The organism is Lacticaseibacillus daqingensis (assembly GCF_003946115.1).
Taxonomy (GTDB): Bacteria; Bacillota; Bacilli; order Lactobacillales; family Lactobacillaceae; genus Lacticaseibacillus; species Lacticaseibacillus daqingensis.
This window is the reverse complement of the sequence record NZ_RHOH01000006.1, coordinates 159,345-177,345: the sequence shown is the minus strand read 5'-3', so window position 1 is coordinate 177,345 and position 18,001 is coordinate 159,345. Positions and strand designations below refer to the sequence as shown.

Annotated in this window: 19 protein-coding genes; 7 read left to right on the top strand and 12 right to left on the bottom strand. The window is 60.3% G+C overall.

Features of this window, described 5'->3' with window-relative positions:
• Positions 1–379 precede the first annotated feature (379 nt).
• The gene (locus tag EKM88_RS09125; protein ID WP_125705423.1) at positions 380–760 is read right to left on the bottom strand and encodes a CvfD/Ygs/GSP13 family RNA-binding post-transcriptional regulator; all 381 of its coding nucleotides are present in this window, start codon (positions 758–760) and stop codon (positions 380–382) included.
• A gap of 65 nt (positions 761–825) precedes the next feature.
• Positions 826–1,404 (bottom strand): peptidylprolyl isomerase, encoded by a 579-nt coding sequence (locus EKM88_RS09120; RefSeq protein ID WP_191988711.1) that lies wholly within the window; start codon positions 1,402–1,404, stop codon positions 826–828.
• 114 nt (positions 1,405–1,518) lie between these two features.
• Between EKM88_RS09120 and EKM88_RS09115 the strand changes: the two genes are divergently transcribed.
• The 3 genes from EKM88_RS09115 to EKM88_RS09105 all read left to right on the top strand — a co-directional run bounded on the left by EKM88_RS09115 (position 1,519) and on the right by EKM88_RS09105 (position 3,822).
• Entirely contained in the window at positions 1,519–2,502 is a 984-nt protein-coding gene (locus tag EKM88_RS09115) for an NAD(P)/FAD-dependent oxidoreductase (RefSeq protein ID WP_191988714.1), read from the top strand.
• Between the two features lie 64 nt (positions 2,503–2,566).
• Entirely contained in the window at positions 2,567–3,070 is a 504-nt protein-coding gene (locus tag EKM88_RS09110) for a phosphatidylglycerophosphatase A family protein (protein ID WP_125705417.1), read from the top strand.
• 104 nt (positions 3,071–3,174) lie between these two features.
• On the top strand, positions 3,175–3,822 hold the full coding sequence (locus EKM88_RS09105) for a VTT domain-containing protein (protein ID WP_125705415.1): 648 nt from the start codon (positions 3,175–3,177) through the stop codon (positions 3,820–3,822).
• Between the two features lie 33 nt (positions 3,823–3,855).
• Here EKM88_RS09105 and EKM88_RS09100 read toward each other — a convergent pair whose 3' ends face one another.
• The 9 genes from EKM88_RS09100 to EKM88_RS09060 all read right to left on the bottom strand — a co-directional run bounded on the left by EKM88_RS09100 (position 3,856) and on the right by EKM88_RS09060 (position 10,514).
• Positions 3,856–4,482 (bottom strand): TIGR01906 family membrane protein, encoded by a 627-nt coding sequence (locus tag EKM88_RS09100; RefSeq protein WP_125705414.1) that lies wholly within the window; start codon positions 4,480–4,482, stop codon positions 3,856–3,858.
• A 2-nt stretch (positions 4,483–4,484) separates the two neighbouring features.
• A complete protein-coding gene (locus EKM88_RS09095) occupies positions 4,485–5,261 on the bottom strand; it encodes a TIGR01457 family HAD-type hydrolase (RefSeq protein WP_125705412.1) in 777 nt (258 codons plus the stop codon).
• 9 nt (positions 5,262–5,270) lie between these two features.
• On the bottom strand, positions 5,271–5,801 hold the full coding sequence (locus EKM88_RS09090; RefSeq protein WP_125705410.1) for a YutD family protein: 531 nt from the start codon (positions 5,799–5,801) through the stop codon (positions 5,271–5,273).
• A 64-nt stretch (positions 5,802–5,865) separates the two neighbouring features.
• Complete coding sequence (locus EKM88_RS09085) at positions 5,866–7,224, bottom strand: bifunctional metallophosphatase/5'-nucleotidase (protein ID WP_125705408.1); 1,359 nt, start codon at positions 7,222–7,224, stop codon at positions 5,866–5,868.
• Positions 7,225–7,502: 278 nt separating this feature from the next.
• The gene (locus tag EKM88_RS09080; protein WP_164512059.1) at positions 7,503–7,784 is read right to left on the bottom strand and encodes a hypothetical protein; all 282 of its coding nucleotides are present in this window, start codon (positions 7,782–7,784) and stop codon (positions 7,503–7,505) included.
• Between the two features lie 37 nt (positions 7,785–7,821).
• Positions 7,822–8,424, bottom strand: coding sequence for a metallophosphoesterase (locus EKM88_RS09075; protein WP_125705403.1), 603 nt, complete (start codon positions 8,422–8,424; stop codon positions 7,822–7,824).
• Positions 8,421–9,155: a YibE/F family protein gene (locus EKM88_RS09070; RefSeq protein WP_125705401.1), complete on the bottom strand. Its 735-nt coding sequence runs from the start codon at positions 9,153–9,155 to the stop codon at positions 8,421–8,423. The genes EKM88_RS09075 and EKM88_RS09070 overlap by 4 nt, the downstream gene beginning before the upstream one ends.
• On the bottom strand, positions 9,152–10,234 hold the full coding sequence (locus tag EKM88_RS09065; RefSeq protein WP_125705399.1) for a YibE/F family protein: 1,083 nt from the start codon (positions 10,232–10,234) through the stop codon (positions 9,152–9,154). The genes EKM88_RS09070 and EKM88_RS09065 overlap by 4 nt, the downstream gene beginning before the upstream one ends.
• Positions 10,200–10,514 carry a hypothetical protein gene (locus EKM88_RS09060; protein ID WP_125705397.1) on the bottom strand — a complete coding sequence of 105 codons (315 nt, stop codon included), beginning with the start codon at positions 10,512–10,514 and terminating at the stop codon, positions 10,200–10,202. Before EKM88_RS09060 ends, EKM88_RS09065 begins: the two co-directional genes overlap by 35 nt.
• Before the next feature lie 93 nt (positions 10,515–10,607).
• Here EKM88_RS09060 and EKM88_RS09055 point away from each other — a divergent pair, with 93 nt between their 5' ends.
• The 3 genes from EKM88_RS09055 to EKM88_RS09045 all read left to right on the top strand — a co-directional run bounded on the left by EKM88_RS09055 (position 10,608) and on the right by EKM88_RS09045 (position 14,302).
• Positions 10,608–11,912, top strand: a complete 1,305-nt coding sequence (locus tag EKM88_RS09055; RefSeq protein ID WP_125705395.1) for a glycerophosphodiester phosphodiesterase — start codon at positions 10,608–10,610, stop codon at positions 11,910–11,912.
• A gap of 170 nt (positions 11,913–12,082) precedes the next feature.
• Entirely contained in the window at positions 12,083–13,489 is a 1,407-nt protein-coding gene (pepV, locus tag EKM88_RS09050; protein WP_125705393.1) for a dipeptidase PepV, read from the top strand.
• Between the two features lie 69 nt (positions 13,490–13,558).
• A complete protein-coding gene (locus tag EKM88_RS09045; RefSeq protein WP_125705391.1) occupies positions 13,559–14,302 on the top strand; it encodes a biotin--[acetyl-CoA-carboxylase] ligase in 744 nt (247 codons plus the stop codon).
• A 240-nt stretch (positions 14,303–14,542) separates the two neighbouring features.
• Here the strand turns inward: EKM88_RS09045 and EKM88_RS09040 are convergent, their stop codons facing one another.
• Positions 14,543–15,229, bottom strand: a complete 687-nt coding sequence (locus EKM88_RS09040; protein ID WP_125705389.1) for a YjjG family noncanonical pyrimidine nucleotidase — start codon at positions 15,227–15,229, stop codon at positions 14,543–14,545.
• A gap of 122 nt (positions 15,230–15,351) precedes the next feature.
• Between EKM88_RS09040 and EKM88_RS09035 the strand changes: the two genes are divergently transcribed.
• Positions 15,352–17,988 carry a transglycosylase domain-containing protein gene (locus tag EKM88_RS09035; RefSeq protein WP_125705387.1) on the top strand — a complete coding sequence of 879 codons (2,637 nt, stop codon included), beginning with the start codon at positions 15,352–15,354 and terminating at the stop codon, positions 17,986–17,988.
• Positions 17,989–18,001 lie beyond the last annotated feature (13 nt).

Sequence of the window (18,001 nt, the reverse complement as noted above, 5' to 3'; positions counted from 1 at the left end):
GCAATGTTTTAATTCTCTTCGATTCAAGATCGAAGACCCTATCACATTTACGAAACTTTGTTCAGTTTTCAAAGGACCACCTTGTCCGTTAAGACAACTTTGTAAGTATATCTTATCGAAGCAACGTTGTCAAACATATTTTTGAATGGTGAATATTTATTCACATCCTGTATGCTGCGACGTGACCGCCGCGTTGACAACAACAAGTATCTTACCAGCCTTTTGGCCGCATCGTCAACAGGAAATTACCCTTTTCGAGAAAAAAAACAAAACCACGAATCAAAACCGAAGTGTGTGCGCTGCGATGAATAATCAATCACGTTATTCACGAACGATAATGTCAAATAGTGCTGCATCATTCGAAAAGAAAAGACGCATCCTACTGGGACGCGTCTTTCTCTAACTCATGTAAGGACTCCGAGACCCATCCGTCTAAGCGGCTGGCGATCGGGGCGAACCCAGTATGGTTCTTCCGGTTCGTCCAGTAATGTTTGCGGTGGCGGTATGTCGTCATCGCCGGGGCTGCTTGCAGCGCACGCAGCGACAGGCTGATCTTGCCGGAATACTCATCGATATCCAGGACGACCACCGACAGGCTTTGGCCAACTTTGAATAGGTCCCCGAGTGCCTTGACGAAGCCGTGCTGGCACTCGGAAATGTGGATCAACCCCTGCTGCGCGTCATCCAACAGCACGAACACACCATAGGGCTGAATCCCCGTTACTTTGCCAGTAATGATATCTCCAATGCGATAATTCATGCTGACACTTCATTTCTATTTTTCGATTTCTCTACTATTATACCTGAAAAATCGAACGGGTCCAACTAGTCGGTGATCGTCACGGATTCGATGGTGATGGGCGTGTTCGGCTTGTCGGCGGTTGTTTTCGTCTTGCTGATGGCATCGACCACATCCATCCCCTCGATGACGTGGCCAAAAACGGTGTGCCGCATATCCAACCACGGGGTGCCCCCGTTCTTGTAGGCTTCAATGATCGGAGCCGGGAAGCCGGCATCCGGGAGCTGGCTGAGCATGTTCTGGTTGATGTGCGCATTGGAGACGATGAAGAACTGGCTGCCGTTGGTATTCGGCCCAGCGTTGGCCATGGACAACGCACCTTTGAGGTTGAAAACGGATTGGCTGAACTCATCTTCAAACGGGTGCCCCCAGATGCTTTCACCGCCCGCACCGGTGCCGGTTGGGTCGCCACCCTGGATCATGAAGTCCGCAATGACCCGGTGGAACGCGATGCCATCGTAGTACCCCTTCTTTGCGAGACCGATGAAGTTTTCAACGGTCTTGGGTGCTTCCGCTGCGAATAATGCAAACGTGATGGTGCCCATGCTGGTGACCATCACGGCCTTAGGACCCGAAAAATGGGCCAAGTCTAGTTGTGGATACATAGTTGCCTCCTTTAGTCGATTCCAGCTCATTTTACCCTACCGACCAGACGATTGCCACGCCGCTCGCCGGCAAAATATGGTAGGGTTATCTCGACGCTATTGAAAAACGGGGGAATAAACATGTCTCATCTATATGAAATCACCGTCATCGGCGGCGGTCCAGTCGGGCTGTTTGCGGCGTACTACGCAGGGCTGCGCAGCGCCGATGTCCTGCTGGTCGAAAGTCTCAGCGCGCTGGGCGGGCAAACCGGGAACCTCTACCCCGCCAAAACGCTTTACGACATTGGCGGCCTACCCGGCATCAGCGGCCAGGCGCTCATCGATCAGTTGAAGGCGCAGGTCGCGCACTTTGACCCGGAAATTCGCACTGCCACCGCGGTGTCCGCCATCACGCGAACGGATGATCACTTCACCCTCACCACCAGCACGGGGACCATCGAGACCCGCACTGTGATCATTGCGACCGGTGGTGGGGCCTTCACGCCGCGGCGCCTCGCAGTCGATTACGACCCCGCGCTGGACCAGCAAAATGTGCTGTACTTCGTCAAGGACCTCGAGGCCTTCCGCGATCAGACCGTAGCCATTGCAGGCGGCGGCGATTCCGCCATCGACTGGGCGCTGGCGCTGACGCCGATTGCCAAAACCGTGCACCTGATCCATCGCCGGACCCAGTTCCGGGGGCTTGAGTCCAGCGTGGCAGACCTGCAGGCCACCAGCGCGCAGTTGCACACCCCGTATCTGATCGACAGCGTGACCGCAGCCGGCACGCAGATCGACGTCAGGCTCAAGGAAGTCCGCGGCGATGCCGAAAAGGTCTTGCACGTCGACAAGCTCCTTGTCAACTACGGCTTCATGAGCGACAACAAGCAACTGCGCAACTGGGGCGTGGCCCTGGAGCACAACGCCATCAAAGTGGACTCCCAAACCGCCACCAGCATCCCGGGGATTTTTGCCATTGGGGATGTGGCGACGTACCCCGGCAAGCTGAAGCTGATCGCCAGCGGTTTCGGCGAGGCCCCGACTGCGGTGAACGAAGCGCTCGCCCTGACCTACCCGGAGCGCCGGCAAGCCCTGCACAGCACCCAGCTCTACCACTAAGCCCCCGCATCAAGTCACGCATTGTCATTGCGCCCGCCAATCACCCGCGCAGTTAGGAGGATTTATGACCAACGAACAGAAACTGTACGATCACACACTTGCGCTGCTGCGCGAACGCGGCGTTGAACCAAAGGCCATCGGGGAACTGGTGATGTTTTTGCAGGCCAAGTTCATCCCCGCACTCACCCTGGAGGTGGCGACCGACAATGTCTTGATCGTGCTGCGCAAGCGCGAGGTGCAAAACGCGGTGATGACCGGTATTGCGCTGGACAAGGCGGCCGAGGCCGGCACGCTGGAGCAGCCGCTGCAAAGCATCATTGCGGAGGACGAAGGGCTGTACGGGGTCGATGAGATCCTCGCGTTTGCCATCGTGAACGTCTACGGGTCGATCGGCTTCACCAACTACGGCTACATCGACCGCGTTAAGCCCGGCATTCTGGCCAAGCTGAACGCGCACGAGCCGGGGATCATCCACACCTTCCTCGACGACATCGTCGGGGCCATCGCGGCGGCGGCCGCCAGTCGCTTGGCGCACTCGCACCCCGAACTCGAAGACGATAATTATTAAACTTGTGCAAAGAGCCGCCAAGCCGCTCGGAGAAGCCGGTATAATGGGCACAGTTTGCAACGCGGCAACGGTCGCGTTTTTCGGCTAAATAAAGGAGACTCGCAATGACGCAACTGATCGACTTCATCCTGCACATCGACGAACACCTCGTCACCATCGTCAACAGCTTCGGCAACTGGACCTACCTGCTCCTATTTCTGATGGTGTTCATCGAAACCGGCGTGGTCATCTTTCCGTTTCTTCCGGGGGATTCCCTGCTGTTTGCCGCCTGCGCCCTCGCGGCCAATGAAGCCTACCACCTGAATGTCTGGCTGCTGTTCGCCTTGTTTTTGGCCGCGGCCGTCCTCGGCGACACGGTCAACTATGAGATCGGCAAGCACCTCGGCCTAGCCGCCGAGCGCAGCTCCCTGTTCGGCCGCCTCATCAACCACGACAAGTTAGCGTCAGCCGAGGCCTTTTTCAATAAGCATGGCGGCAAAACCATCGCGATCGCGCGCTTCATGCCGCTGGTGCGGACCTTCGCGCCGTTCGTGGCGGGCGGCTCCAACATGCACTACCCGAAGTTCATCCACTACAACCTGCTCGGGGGCTTCCTGTGGGTGACAATGTGCTGCGTGGCCGGCTTCTTCTTCGGTAACGTCCCATTCGTCAAGGAACACTTCTCGATCGTGGTGCTGGGCATCATTGCGATTTCGCTGGTGCCGGTGCTGATCACCGCGCTGCGCAGTCGCAAACCCAAGGCAACTGCCTGACACACGCAAACAAAAAACGTCTGACCACAATGGTCAGACGTTTTTTGTGTTGCGCGCATCGCGGCGCCCAGTAACGATACCGTAAACCATTAGGGCCTCAAACGCGAGCAGGGCCAGCGCAAAGCAGGCGAGGAAGAAGTCCTCGGGCAGCACCAGGATGATGGGATCGGCGGTGGGGTCAAACAGCCAATCGTTGTTGCGAAACATCAACTTGTGAAAGCCGATGAACACCGCGTCAAAGTTGATCGACATTAACCCACCGAGCACCAGCGGCGCCACCGCCCCGATCTCAAAGGGCCGCACCAGGTGCCAGCGCGTGCGCGTGGCGCGCAAGTGCGCCAGGAAGCGAAGCGCCACCGGTGCCGTGACCAGACAAATGACAATGTCGAGCAAAAACAGTCGCTTCACATCCGCAAAGTGGTGCGCGCCGTGCACGCTGACGGCAAAGTCCGGCAGGTGCAGCTGCGTGATCCAAGGCAGATGCAAGTAGGCCATCAGCTTCACATAATTCACGTACAGCGTGTGGGCGGATAACCCCGAGACGCTGGTCAGCGAATCCAACCGCACGAACGCCGGAAACAGCAGAAACGAAAGCAGAATAGTCAGCCAGATCGCCCCGCTGACCAAAAACAACCAGAGCCATAGCCACCGCCACTTCATCGCTAAACCTCCCAGTCCGCCAAGCTATCGACCTGGTGCGTCGGCTGAACGGCTTGCGCCGCCACCGCTTCTTTGGTCGAAATGCCGGTGTAAACCAGCAGCGTGTCGATGCCGGCGTGGATACCCGCCTGGATATCCGTGTTGTAATTGTCGCCGACCATCACGACGTCTTCCTTGGTCAGCCCCATGCGGGCCAGCCCCTGCTCCATGATGATAGCTTCCGGCTTGCCGATGTAAAACGCCTTTTGTTGCGTGCTGCGCTCCACCAGTGCGATAACGGACCCGGCGCCGGGCACATGGCCGCGCTCGTTGGGCAGGTTCGTGTCGGCGTTGGTGCCGATGAACATGGCCCCACGCTGAATCGCCAGCGTGGCAAGCTCAAACTTGTGATAGGTCACATCGTAATCCAGCCCCACCACCACGTAATCCGGGTCCACTTCATTGAAGCGTAGCCCGATATCCAACAGGGCCTGCTTGAGGCCCAGCTCGCCGATGACGTAAACGGACTTGCCGCGCACATCACCATGGTTCTGCGCCAGGATCCAGGCCGCGGTCGCCAGGCTAGGCGTGTACACGGCCTCCGGGCGCGCCTGAATGTCGTGGTTGACCCGGAGGTTTTGGCACACCGCTTCCGGTGTCTTGGTCGTATTATTCGTCAAAAATAAAAACGGGATGTGCTTGGCCTGGAGCCGCTCGATGAAAGCCTTCGCTTCAGGGATGCGTTCCTTGCCACGATACATCGTCCCGTCCAAATCAATCATGTAGCCTTTGTATGTCACGTTCAATTCCTACTTCTCATTGGTCTCCCGCGTGCGGATGGTGAAGTGCCGCTTGCGAGGCTTCGTTGGCGCGACCGTTTCGGCGTGCTTACCGGTGACGGCCGCGGTGGGGCTGATTTTTTCCTGGTACGGTTTGGCGTCACTGCGCCGCTTGCCGCCACGCCGACTGCCGCTTCGCGCAGGCCGGCGCTTGGGCGCTGGTGCGTCCAGCCGGGCTAGCACGAAGTACGCACAGCCGAAGTTGCAATACTCGTAGAGGTAATCCTCCAGGGTGCGAATCAGCTGGTCCTTATTCGCGCGGCGGTTATCGTTTTGGTAAAAACCACGCAGGCGCAACTGATCGTAGCCCCAATCCCCAACGATGTAATCATACTTATCGAGGATCTCGGTGTAGCGCGCGGCAAAGCGTTCCCGGTCGAAGGCCAGCTTGTGGTTCACCTTAAGCTGGTACCGTCGGTCATCAATGGTCACCATGTCCGGCGCGACCTGGATGACCTGGGCCGCCGCTGGGCTGGGTGTGGGTTCAATGGGCTCGGCCATGGTCAAGGCCTCCTTTCAATGCGCAGCAGTTGCGTGTGCGCGCCTTAATTGTCTCAGTATACCACTATTCCAGTGGGTAGTGCGCCGCCAAGTCAGCCCCCACCACTGCGCGTAGCAGCTGGGGAAACAGGAACCGGTTCACCCCCGCGATCTCAAGGGTGGGGAAAAACGGGGCAAACAGGTAGGTGTCGACCCCGGTCAGCGTGTACTGTCGGTCAAAGTCCAGCGGCACCCCCGCATAGCGCACCTGATTCTTCGCCGTCAGGGTCAGCCCGGCCAGCTGCACATCCCCGAATCGCACGCCGCGAAAGTTCATCCCCACCATGCGAAAGTGGCGCAAAAAAGCGCGGTTCTTCTGAATTTCCATCATCAGCCGCCACAAGTCAGCGCCGCTTAACTGCGTGACCAGCAGGTGCATCGGATGCGGCAGGATGCGGTGCAGATCGGCACGCGTCACCACCCCTGCCGGCAAGTCGCCCAAAAACAGCCCAGTGTTGAGCATCGCCGCAGGGGTGGCCCCGGCCGCCTGCAACGCCCGCAGACCACACGCCACAAGCGGCGACGGGCCGCTATCAGCCAGCGCCAACGCGTGTGGCAACCGTGCCACCGGCTGTGCGGCAAGTTGCGCCACCCCCTGCTGCTGCCAGGCATCGATCGCCGCCGCATCCGCCGGGGCTTCGGGCAGCGCCGCCACGGCCTGCGTCTGAGCGCGCGCTGTCACCAATCGATGCGTGGCGTCCACTGTCAGCGTGATCTGCCCCACATACTCCCCATAGCGCCCGGCCGCCGTCAGCAGCGTATGGTCAACTTGCTCACCGGTCGGCAGCAAATGGTGCGTGTGGCCCCCGATGATCACATCCAACTGCGGGTAGTGCGTCGCCAAATAGCGGTCCGCAGGCAGCCCTAAGTGCGACAGCATGATCAGCACATCGTAAGTGCCCCCGATGGTCGCGAGCAGCTCCGGCAGCACCGCCGCCACCGGTCGCACCAGCCAGCCGTTCGGCGCGTATGTCGAAAAATACGGCGCGGTGAAGCCGATGATGGCGAGCCGCGTCCCCGCCGGCGTAGTCCGATACACCACCGGCTGCGCAAACGCCGGGCGCGTCCCGTCCGGCTCAAATAGGTTTGCCAGCGCCACCGGGAATTGCGCCGTATCATACAAGTGGGCCAGCTGATCATGGCTGTTTCCCAGGCCTTCATTGTTGCCAATGGTCGCGGCCGTGTAGTGGGCCTGATTCAGCATCGTGACATTGACGTATCCATCCGTCGCCTCAGTCAGCGGATGCGCCCGATCCATCGCGTCCCCATCGTCGAATGTGAAGACGTTCGGTCCCTGCTGCGCCGACAGATACCGCGCCAACTTGGGCCAATGTTCAAAGTGTGAGTGCAGGTCGTTCGTGTGCAACAGCGTGATGGTCTCCATGGTTGTCCACCCTCCTGCCTTCAGGATAGGCCAGCGCGCAGCGGAACGCAATCAATGCACTTGGGTGCGGCTGGCTGAGTCACGCCCGAAAGCACACTGCGCGCACAAAAGCAGCGCAGGTCTTAACGGCGCCGCCTGATCCCAACGTAGCCGGACTGGCCGCGCCAAGGTAACGCGTAAGCGAAAAGCCGGCCGCCCGGTCAGCCCTCAAGGGGGTGACCGAGCGACCGGCTTAACTTATCGCGGCGGAAACTGCCGCTTGGTGCAGTGGCCTGACGTCACGCGTCCGGCGCTTCCTGTAGAAACGGGGTGAAGATCGCCGCATCCGTGTGTTGCGCGGTTGGCGTCAACAGCGGCGCCAGCTGGGGCCAGAAGCTCAACTGAAAATACGCCGCGGAGAACCCACCGCTTTCAAGTTTACGAAACATCAGCGTCAACAGGCCGTTCACGTGGCCAGCTTGGGCCGGCGCACTATCCGCCAACACCTGCCGCCGCAGCGTCTGCAGCGCTGCCACTTCCTGGTCATTCATCGCCCCACCCCCAAAATAGTTTGAACTCATTTTACAGGGGTTAAGATTAAAAGTAAATGTGAACTATCTAATTTTTATGCTGCGCTAGCCAGGTTTGCTTGGCGCGGTAGAGCTGGTGCACCTCCGCGGCACTTAGCGGGCTGCCCCAAGCGAGGTCAGGCAGCCACGCGCGCTCTGGCGCATCGACGCCAACATTCAGGTTTTCGGCCCACGGCACCATGCTGTGGTGAATGTGCCCATGCAGATTCAGGGTTTGGTGCGTGATGCCAAGCATCATTGGGTAATGGGACAGAATGAACTGCGTGTGATCGTCCTTGATGATGGTGCCCACCGAATGAAACGCGAACTTGGCCTGGCCGTGCCACCCCGGGTCGTTGGCCCGCATGAACTTGAAGCGCGCCTGATAGTCGTGGTTGCCCTTGATGAACACGATGCGCCCCGGTAGCGTCGCCAGCAGGGCCAGCACCGCAGCGTCACTCGGCATCGCTTCAGGGTTCATCGCAATATCGCCCAGGTGATACACCACGTCATTATCATCCACCCGGTCGGCCCAGGCCTGCACCAGCGCGGCGTTCATCGCGGCCACCGACGCAAATGGGCGCGGCGCGAAGTCGTTTTGGCCCAGCAGGTCCGCATGGAAGAAATGCGTATCGGCAATAAAGAAGTTCATGCTTGCCCTCCTTGGTGGCGCATCTGGCTGACCCAGATCGTCAGGGGCACCGTGAGCGTCACCGCGATCACCGAGAAAAACACCTGAATCAGCTCGCCGGCAAAGATCTGATCGTTGAGAATTTGCCAAAACGGGTAGTGCAGCTGCGCAAACCAGATGAACAGGCCCGCAAATCCGCCAAAGAACCCGAAGAACAGCGTATTGAGTGCGGTGCCGATGATGGCACTCCCCAGTCGCTCGCGCGCGTCCGCGGCAGTGGTGGGGCCAAGCTCGGCCAGCCCGGCGGCCACAGCGACCGCCGCTTCCGCGATCGCCCCCAGCGTACTCAAAAGCCCCGTGGCGATCAGCAGATGCTGAAAGCTGATGCCGATCGTCAGCGAGAAGCCTTCCAACTCCTCGGAGTCCTCCTGGCCAAACCCTGCCGTGTGGCTCAGTACGACCCCTACAACAACGACGAGCAGGACTAGCCCCATCGCCAGCAAGGCAGCGGTGAACGCCGTGCCGGCCACATCGCTATCCGGGGTGGCGAGGAAAATGATGGTGGCAAGCACCGCCAGCCCCGCAACAACCGCCACCACCACCGGCTGAAAACCACCGGCCATCAGCACCGTGGCCACGATCATGATGCCCATGTTCAAGAGTAGCGCGACAAAATCCCCCAGCCCTTGCTTGCCCCCAACCGCGGCCAAAAGGCCCAACAGCACGAGAAGCAGTGCGACGATCGTACTCATGCGCGCCCCTCCTTTGCTAAAAAGGTTGCCAGTCCACTGGTCAGCGGGACGGCCAGCACGATGCCAAACGCGGACACCAGCGACTGGGCAAAGCCTAAGCCCATCACCCAGATGACCGTTTGGGCGATCGAGTTGCCATTGCGCAGCCACAGCACGCTTTCCGTAAAGGTCTCCGCGATAAAGATCATGAACAGCACCGCGATCAGTGGCCCCATCACGCTCCGCCCGATCGCCATCCCCGCGGTGAAACGGTTTTGCGTCGGCGGTAGCTCGATCACCGCCGCCGTGATGTCCGTGCACTCATCAAACACGGCACCCAGTGAGCCGATGATGATCTGCACGAAAAACAGCAGCTGCGGAGCTTGGGTCACGTACTTCACTGCCTCCAGGTGCAAGTCCTTGTAACCGGTCAGGTGAAACACCGCGTACCCCAGGGCCACCCCGGCCGCAGTTGCCCCGATGGTGGCCGTGGCCGCGATGGCCGCCGACCGCGAGACCCCGAGGACGAATAGCGCCGTCACCACGGTAAAGGTCACGGCCAGGCCCGCAAATAGCCCGAAGGCCGCCACTTGATGGGAGTTGAAGTCCACCCGCAGCACCAGCAGCAACAGCCCGATATTGGCCAGAATGCTCAGCGCGGTCATCACGAACCGGCGCCGCATAATCAGCACCAGCAAGGCGACGGCAAACCCGAACAGCGCCAAGACGATGCCATCTCGCTTGCGGTTCAGCAACACGAAGCGACTGTTTTGCTGACTCAAAAACACTTGACTCCCGACCTGCAGGCGGCTGTCCATCGCGCCTGACCGGACGGACGTGTGATTAAAGTGGACCACCCGCCCCCGCGCTTCGGTGTTGAGCAGGCGCGCGGTCACGGCTTGGCGGGTCGTGCGGTCGCGGTTGCCGAGGTTGTCCGTGATCGCACGCGTCTGCGTGGTGCGTACGGCGGTCACCTGGCCGATCGGCTGACGGTACAGGCCCGCGTCCCAGCGCGCCAGCCCAAAAATCACGGCGAACACCAGCAGGGGGAGCCCCCACTTGACCTTAGCTGATATGGTTTTCCCGTAAAATCTGTTCATAGGCACTCCGCACCGGCCCGGCCGGCTTCTCCCACACGTCCCACTGCTTCACGTCAACGGGCGGAAACTGATACGTCTCATTAATATAGGTTTCGTACGTGCGCACGGCGGTGGAGTGCGGGATGTTGAGTTGCAGGATGCGGACCTGCTTGATCAGCCCGTTCAGCGCCGCACGTTCGGCGCGCCCGTTCATCATGATGTTGCCGAGCTCCGCGTACCGGTGCCCATCGTTTTCAGTGATTTCCTGAATCAAATCGAACTGTTCGAACTTGTCGTTCATCCGTCTGTCCTCTTTTCTGGTTGCGCGCCGCAGACTTTGCCCGTCCCCGCGCCTGTGGTAAGGTAAGGTGACACTGAAACAAGGAGTTCTGCTATGCGCAAAGCCATCTTAATCTGTCTGCTGGCGAGTGTCACCCTGATCCTCTGCGGCTTTACCGTCGTCGGTCACCGCGGCGACCCGCTTCAAGCACCGGAAGAAACGTTCCAAAGCATTGATCTCGCCATTGCCAACGGGGCCAATTACGTCGAACTGGACATTCACGAAAGCCAAGACGGCGTGTTGGTGGTGCAGCACGATGACACCATCACGCGAATGACGGGTGCCGCGTTCCCCATCGGCACCACCCCGTTTGCGACGTTGCACGCTTATCATACCAAAAACGGCGAGCCAGTTCACAGCCTAGCTGAGGTCTTTGACCATTACCGCGACAGCCCAGTGAAATTTCTGATCGAAACCAAAGTGGTCAAGGGTGATCCGCACCCGGACGCCGAGGCGAAACTGGCCGCCTTGATCACCCAGAACAACCTGCAAAAGCGCGTGATGTTCCATTCGTTTTCGCTGACCAGCCTCAAACGGCTACAACAGCTGCTGCCGACTGTGCCGCGCCTGTTCATCGTCGGCTCACTCAAGCGTATCACCTTCGCCGTTTTTCCTTACGTTTCGGGGATCAACGTCTCAAGCGACCTGGTCACCCCGGCACTGGTCAGCACGCTTCACGCCGCGCACCAGAAGGTCTACGTCTGGGATGAGATGGCCGAAAACCGGGCGAAGTGGCGCTGGTTGGTCAACCTGAACATCGACGGGGTCGTCACCAACTACCCCGGTCTGGCCCATGAATTCCAGCTGATGAAGCGAGACACGGCCAGTCGCGCCGTAGACCGCCAGGCGACCAACACCTCCAGCCAGACCCTGCCGGTGTACGCCAACCCGTACACCCAGGACCCGACCAAGACAACGCTCGCCCCCGGGGCCAGTTTCACGGTTGCCGAGCAGGTCACCACGGCCAGTGGGACCTACTACCAGATGAGCCAAAACCGCTTCGTGCCCGCGGCCGCCCTGACCCTAGCCCCACAGGCCGGCTGGGCGCAAAGTCTGATCGGGCGCACAGTCTGGGCCCACGGTCAGGGACTACGGCTCGCCGTGCACCCGGCCCCGCGCGCCACCAGTGGCACGGCCGGCTGGTTGACGACCAACAGCGCCGCGCGCATCGATGCGGTGTGTGTGCGCCATGCCACAACGTGGGTGCACGTCACGGCCGGCTGGGTGCCGCTGAGTCAGCTTCTTCTGCCGGTCGCACAGGTGCCACACCCGCTGAACACGCGCACGCTCCCCGGCCCCCTGCAAGTGGCGCTGTGCCTGACGCCGGGTAACGTCCTGCTGTCACCCGCTGTCCTGTAGGCCGCGCCGCGCGTCTTTGGCCGCGGTGGCGCTCACCGCCAATCACCGCGATTCAGTGCGCACTCAGCCCGGAATGAAGCCGGTTACCCTGTGAACGACTTTTTGCTTGTGTCGGGTTGGGCCGGTCTGATATGGTTGAGTTAATCAATTAAAGAAAGCGGGATGATTTGATGACGATCAACTGGCAAGCAGAAGCAGAGAAGTACCAAGATGACTTACTGAAGGACCTCTTTGAGCTCCTCAAGATCAACTCCGAGCGCGACGTCGAACACAAAACCGACGCGGCACCGCTGGGCCCTGGCCCGGCCAAGGCCCTTCAGGCGATGCTCGCCTTGGGTGAGCGCGACGGCTTCAAGACCCTGAACGTGGACAACGTGGCGGGCCGCATCGAATACGGGGCCGGTGAGGAGATCTTCGGCCTGTTCGGCCACATGGACGTCGTACCGGCTGGGCCGGGCTGGGTCACCGACCCGTTCGAGCCGGTCATCAAAGACGGCAAGCTGTACGCCCGCGGGTCTGCGGATGACAAGGGGCCAAGCATCGCGGCCTACTACGCGCTGCGCCTGATCAAGGACCTCGGCCTGCCGGTCAACAAGAAGATCCACTTCATCATCGGGACCGACGAAGAATCCGCCTGGGTCGGCATCAACCGCTACCTCGAAGTGGAACCGGCGCCAGACTTCGGCTTCTCGCCAGACGCCGAGTTCCCGATCATCAACGGGGAAAAGGGGATCGCGACGTTCGCCGTTCACTTCAAGCCGATCGCAGCCAAGCCAGCCGGGTTGACCCTGCGCAGCTTCAAGTCCGGCCTGCGGGTGAACATGGTACCGCAAACCGCTACCGCCGAAATCGAAGGCAGCTTCCCAGATGCCTTGATTGCGGCGCTTGAAAGCTTTGGCCCAGACCACGGCGTGCAGATTGAAAGCACCACCGAAGGCAACCGCATGACCATCACCCTGACCGGAAAAGGGGCGCATGCGCAGGAACCAAAGGCCGGCGTCAACGCCGCCACCTACCTGGCCACCCTGCTGGCGCCGTTTGACTTTGACCCGGCCGGTCACCGCTACTTGACTACCCTGGCCGACCTGATGCACGACGACTCACGCGGTCACAAGCTCGGCATCAACTACACGGACAAGGTGATGGGCGACCTCACCGCCAGTGCCGACCTGCTGACGTTCAGCCAAGACGGCGAGCAAAGCATCATGGTCAACGTGCGCTACCCACAAGGCACCGATGCCGACACCATCCGCGACCAGATCGAAACTGCGGTTGGGGCTGACGCAGCCGACGTGAGCGTGCTCGGTCACGCCCAGGTACCGCATTACGTGCCGGTGGATGATCCGTTGGTGCAGACCCTGCTGGGCGTTTACACCAAGCAAACCGGCAACCCGGGTCACGAAGTCGTGATCGGTGGCGGCACGTACGGCCGGATCATCGAACGCGGCGTGGCGTTTGGCGCCCAGATGCCAGACCAAGAGAATGTGATGCACCAGGCCAACGAGTACATGCCCGTGGCCGACATCATCAAGTCTGTGGCCATCTACGCCGAGGCGATCAGCGAGCTGGTCAAATAATCCCGCACCCGCCGTCAGTCGTCGCTGGCGGCGGGTTTCACTTATCCTCACCCAGAAAGAAGGTCGGCCATGTTTCCCGCCACCGCTGTCACCCCTTGGCTCCACGGGCCCGCGCAGGCCCTGACGCTCACCACCGCCGCGCAGGTGGCGTCCACCATGACGAGCGCGCGCCAGGCCCTTGCGCACCAGCCCCTGCCGTTTGCCCTGATCGCCGACACGCAGTCCGCCGGTGTCGGGCGCCGCGGCAAATCGTTTTTCTCGCCGGCTGGCACCGGGCTTTACCTGACCGTCGCCTTCACGCCACCGGCCGCGCTGACGCTCGTCACCCCGGCCGCCGGGGTCGCCTTACAGGCCGCCATCGCCAATCAGTTCGGGGTTCAGGCCACCATCAAGTGGGTCAATGACCTGCTGGTGGGCGAGCGCAAGGTGGCCGGGATCCTGGCCGAGCAGGTGCTGACCCCACGCGCCATCCTGTTGGGGGTCGGCGTCAACGTCGCCCCGAGCCGCCAGCCGGTGGCCGTGCCGATCGACCTGCCCATGGGCACGCTGTTGCCTGCCCCCCCTGCTCAGGATCCGCGGCCGCAGCTCGCAGGGGCCTTCCTGTCGCGCTTTTTCGCCTTGATGGCCGCCCCCGCCACCATCATGCCGGCCTACCGCGCCCACGCCGCCTGGCTGGGGGCGCGCGTCCAGCTGACCGGCGCTGGCGCCCCGCAAGTCGGCCAACTCGCCGGCTTTGACGACCAAGGCGCCCTGCAACTACACACCCCCACCGGCCTGATCACCGCCAGCAGCGGATCGATCCGCCGGCTTTAACCGCAAGGGGCCGAGACATAATTAACGGCCCAAGAATGAATCACGACTATTCCAGAATAGTACGACCCAAAAGCGACGCCCTACCTAACGGATGTCTGCTCGTAACTCACTGCGTTCGAACGAGCAGCGCAAGCCGTATAAGCAAGTAGCCCCACAAAACCTAAGTTCGGGTTTTGCGGGGCTGCTTGTTTATACTCTGGGCTAAAACCGCATTTTGTCTCAGCCTCTCGTTTGGGTGCGTTAGGCCTGCGCGTCGATCAAGCGCGGCAACTCGGCCAGGTCGCTCAGCGTGTACGTCGGCCGCACTGCGCTGCGGTTCGGCACAAAGCGCGGGTTGAGCCAAGCGGTGTCGAGCTTTGCGTTGATGCCCCCCTGAATGTCTGACGTCAGCGAATCGCCGATGATCAGCGTGGTGGCCGGATCAAAGCGGGGGATCCGCTTGGCGACATAGTCGAAGAAAGCAACCGTCGGCTTGGGCGCCCCGATCACGTCAGACACGAACACGTCCTGGAAGAAATCAAGCAATCCCGCCTTTTGCAGCCGGGCCTGCTGCACCGTCTCCACGCCATTGGAAACGATGTACAACCGGTACTCGCGCAACGCCACCAGCGTGTCCACCACGTGGGGCATGCGGATGGCCTCCTGGTCGATCATCGCGTGGTACTTCTTTTCCGCCAGCAGGCCGTCTGCCGCGTAGTGGAACTGCTTGAACACCTGCGTGAAGCGCGTGCTAAAAATCTGTTCGCGCGGGATCTCCCCTGCCTCAAAGCATTCCCACAGCCGCGCGTTCAGCTGCAAGTAGGCAGCCTCCACCGCCGGCGTGTAAGGTAAGTCAAAAAGCGCAAAGGTTTTGGCCAAACTCTGCAACTCCCCCGCCTCAAAGTCCAGCAGCGTATCATCGACATCAAATAGTAACGTTCGATACATGGGCACACCTCCATAAAGGTCAAGCCTAGCATATTTTGTTAAGGAATGCGACGGATGACGGCAAGCCATTTGGTTTTGGGTTATAATGAACAATATTGTGCCAATCTAAAGGTGGGAACAAGTTGAAAACAGGATTCAAGAAAAAATGGGCGGCCTTCAGCGGCAAGCACGCCACTGCGGCCAAACCGGCTGAACCCCTTGCAAGTCCGCTGCCGCCCTTTTCACGGCAAACCTGGCCACTGTACCTCGAAGTCGCCATGCAAACTGTCAAGTCATTGATCTACTACGCCCTGGGCGCGCTCCTTGTGGGTGGCGCACTGGGCGTTGGCGTGTTGGGCGGCTATTTCGCGTCCATCATCGACCAGACCCCGATCCCAACGAAGACCGCGATGACCCGCACACTCAAGCGGATGGATCAGTCCACATCCCTGTACTTCGCCAAAAACGTTCAGTTCGCGCATGTTAAAAGTGACCTGCTCCGCGAGCCCGCCACGCTGAAAAACATTTCCCCGTGGCTGCAAAAGGCGCTGGTCGCCACGGAAGACGAGGAGTTCTTCGAGCACGATGGCATTGTGCCAAAGTCGCTGATTCGCGCGGTCTTCTCCGACCTGACCGGGCTGGGTAGTCAAACCGGCGGCTCCACACTGACCCAGCAGGTGGTCAAGATGCAGTTCTTAAGCAGCGAAACGACCTTCAAGCGCAAGGCCGTCGAGATCATGTACGCCTTGCGCCTCAATCACTACTTCTCCAAGCAGGAGATTTTGGAAGCCTATCTGAACGTGGCAACGCTTGGGCGCAACAACAAGGGGCAAAACATCGCCGGCGTCCAAACCGCCGCACAAGGGTTGTTCGGCAAGAACGCCAGCGACCTAAACCTGGCGCAGGCCGCCTTCATCGCGGGCCTGCCGCAAAGTCCGTCCATCTACACCCCGTACACGAACACGGGCGCCTTGAAACCCAACCTCAGCCCTGGCCTCAATCGGCAAAAAACCGTGCTGTTTCGAATGTACCGCGCCGGCACCATCAGCAAGGCCCAGTATACCGAAGCCAAGAACTACAACCTGACGGCCGACTTCTTGCCCACTCAGGCAGCCGATGCTGAGACGCAGAAGTACACTTACGTCTACAACATGGTCACCAGCGAGGCCACCGGCATTTTGGCCAAGCAACTGGCCAAAAAAGACGGTCACAGCGCCAGCGACCTGAGTAACAACTCCGCGCTGACGGCGCAGTACCAAACCGATGCCAAGAAGTTGCTGGCCACCAAAGGGTACTCGGTGCACAGCACGATCAACCAGTCGGTATATGACGCGATGCAAACCGTGGTGGCCGCCAACAAGGGTGCCCTCGGGGAAACCTACACGAACACCACCACCGACTCGGTGACAGGCCAAACCACGACCACAACCGAGCCGGTGCAGTCCGGTGCCGTCCTGATGGACAACACCACCGGGGCCATCGTCAGCTTCGTCGGGGGCACGACTGGGGAAGTGAACCACATCTACACCAAGCGCTCCCCTGGGTCCTCGATCAAGCCGATCCTCGTCTACGGACCAGCGGTTGAAAACAAGCTGATCGGTACGCAGACGATGCTCGCCGATTTTGCTAACGACTTCGGGAGCTATTCCGTCACAGACTACGGGGGTGTGATCCAAAACAAGTTCGTCAGCGCAACCACTGCGCTGGCCAACTCGTACAACATTCCCACCGTTTACCTGTACAGCCGCCTGCGCCAAGCCACCGACGTCAAGTCCTACATGATTAAAAACGGCATCGATACGCTGACCAAGAACGACTACAGCCAGCTCGGCTTGGCCCTCGGGGGCACGGACTACGGGATGACCGTTCAGCAAGCCGCCGGCGCCTTTGCCACCTTCCAGCGTGGCGGGACTCACGTCAGCCCGTACGTGATCGACAAGATCGTCGACCCGGTCGGCAACGTCATCTACCAGCATAAGACCACCAAGACGGCTGTGTTCTCCGAAGCGACCAGCTACATCATGCAGCAGATGCTCCACCAAGTCATCACCAACGGGACGGCCGCCTCGCTGGACTACCTGGTGAATTTTGACACCAGCCACCTGATCGGCAAAACCGGGACCAGTAACGATTACAAGGACATCTGGTTCCTCGGCTCCACGCCGGGCCTGACCATGGCCTCCTGGATGGGCTACGACAACGCAGGCGGCAGTCAGCACACCATGACGAGCAACGGCTCACTCGTCAATCAGCGCCTCTGGGCCAAGCTCATGAACGCCGCCTACCAACTGATGCCCAACGAGTTTGCCCTGAGCAAGACGATGAGCAGACCGAGTGGCGTCAAGAGCGTCGATGTCAACGCCGAAACCGGTCAGCTAGCCGGCAGCGTGCTGTACAACGGCACCACCTACAACGTTGGGGGCAACAGCATCGCCAGCCTGTACAACAACTGGACGCCAGGCGCCACTGAAGCGAAGTTCGCCATTGGCGGCAACGCCAGCGACTACGCCCTTTTCTGGGAATACTTCGGCGGTGCGGACAACGATTACGGCCTTCAGACCAAGGATGGCGAAACACCGCAAACCGCGGCGCAAAAGGCTGCTGCGGCCAGTGCTGCGGCCGCGACTGCCGCCGCAGCCGCAGCGCAGGCAACCATGGATACGACCACGGACGACGCCGCAACCTCAGACGAGCCCGCGACCGATGCGACAACCGCCAACGCCTCAGCTAGCAGCACCAGCAGTAGCGCCCCCTCGGAAACCGACTCCGGTGGCGCGTGATCCGCAGCACTGA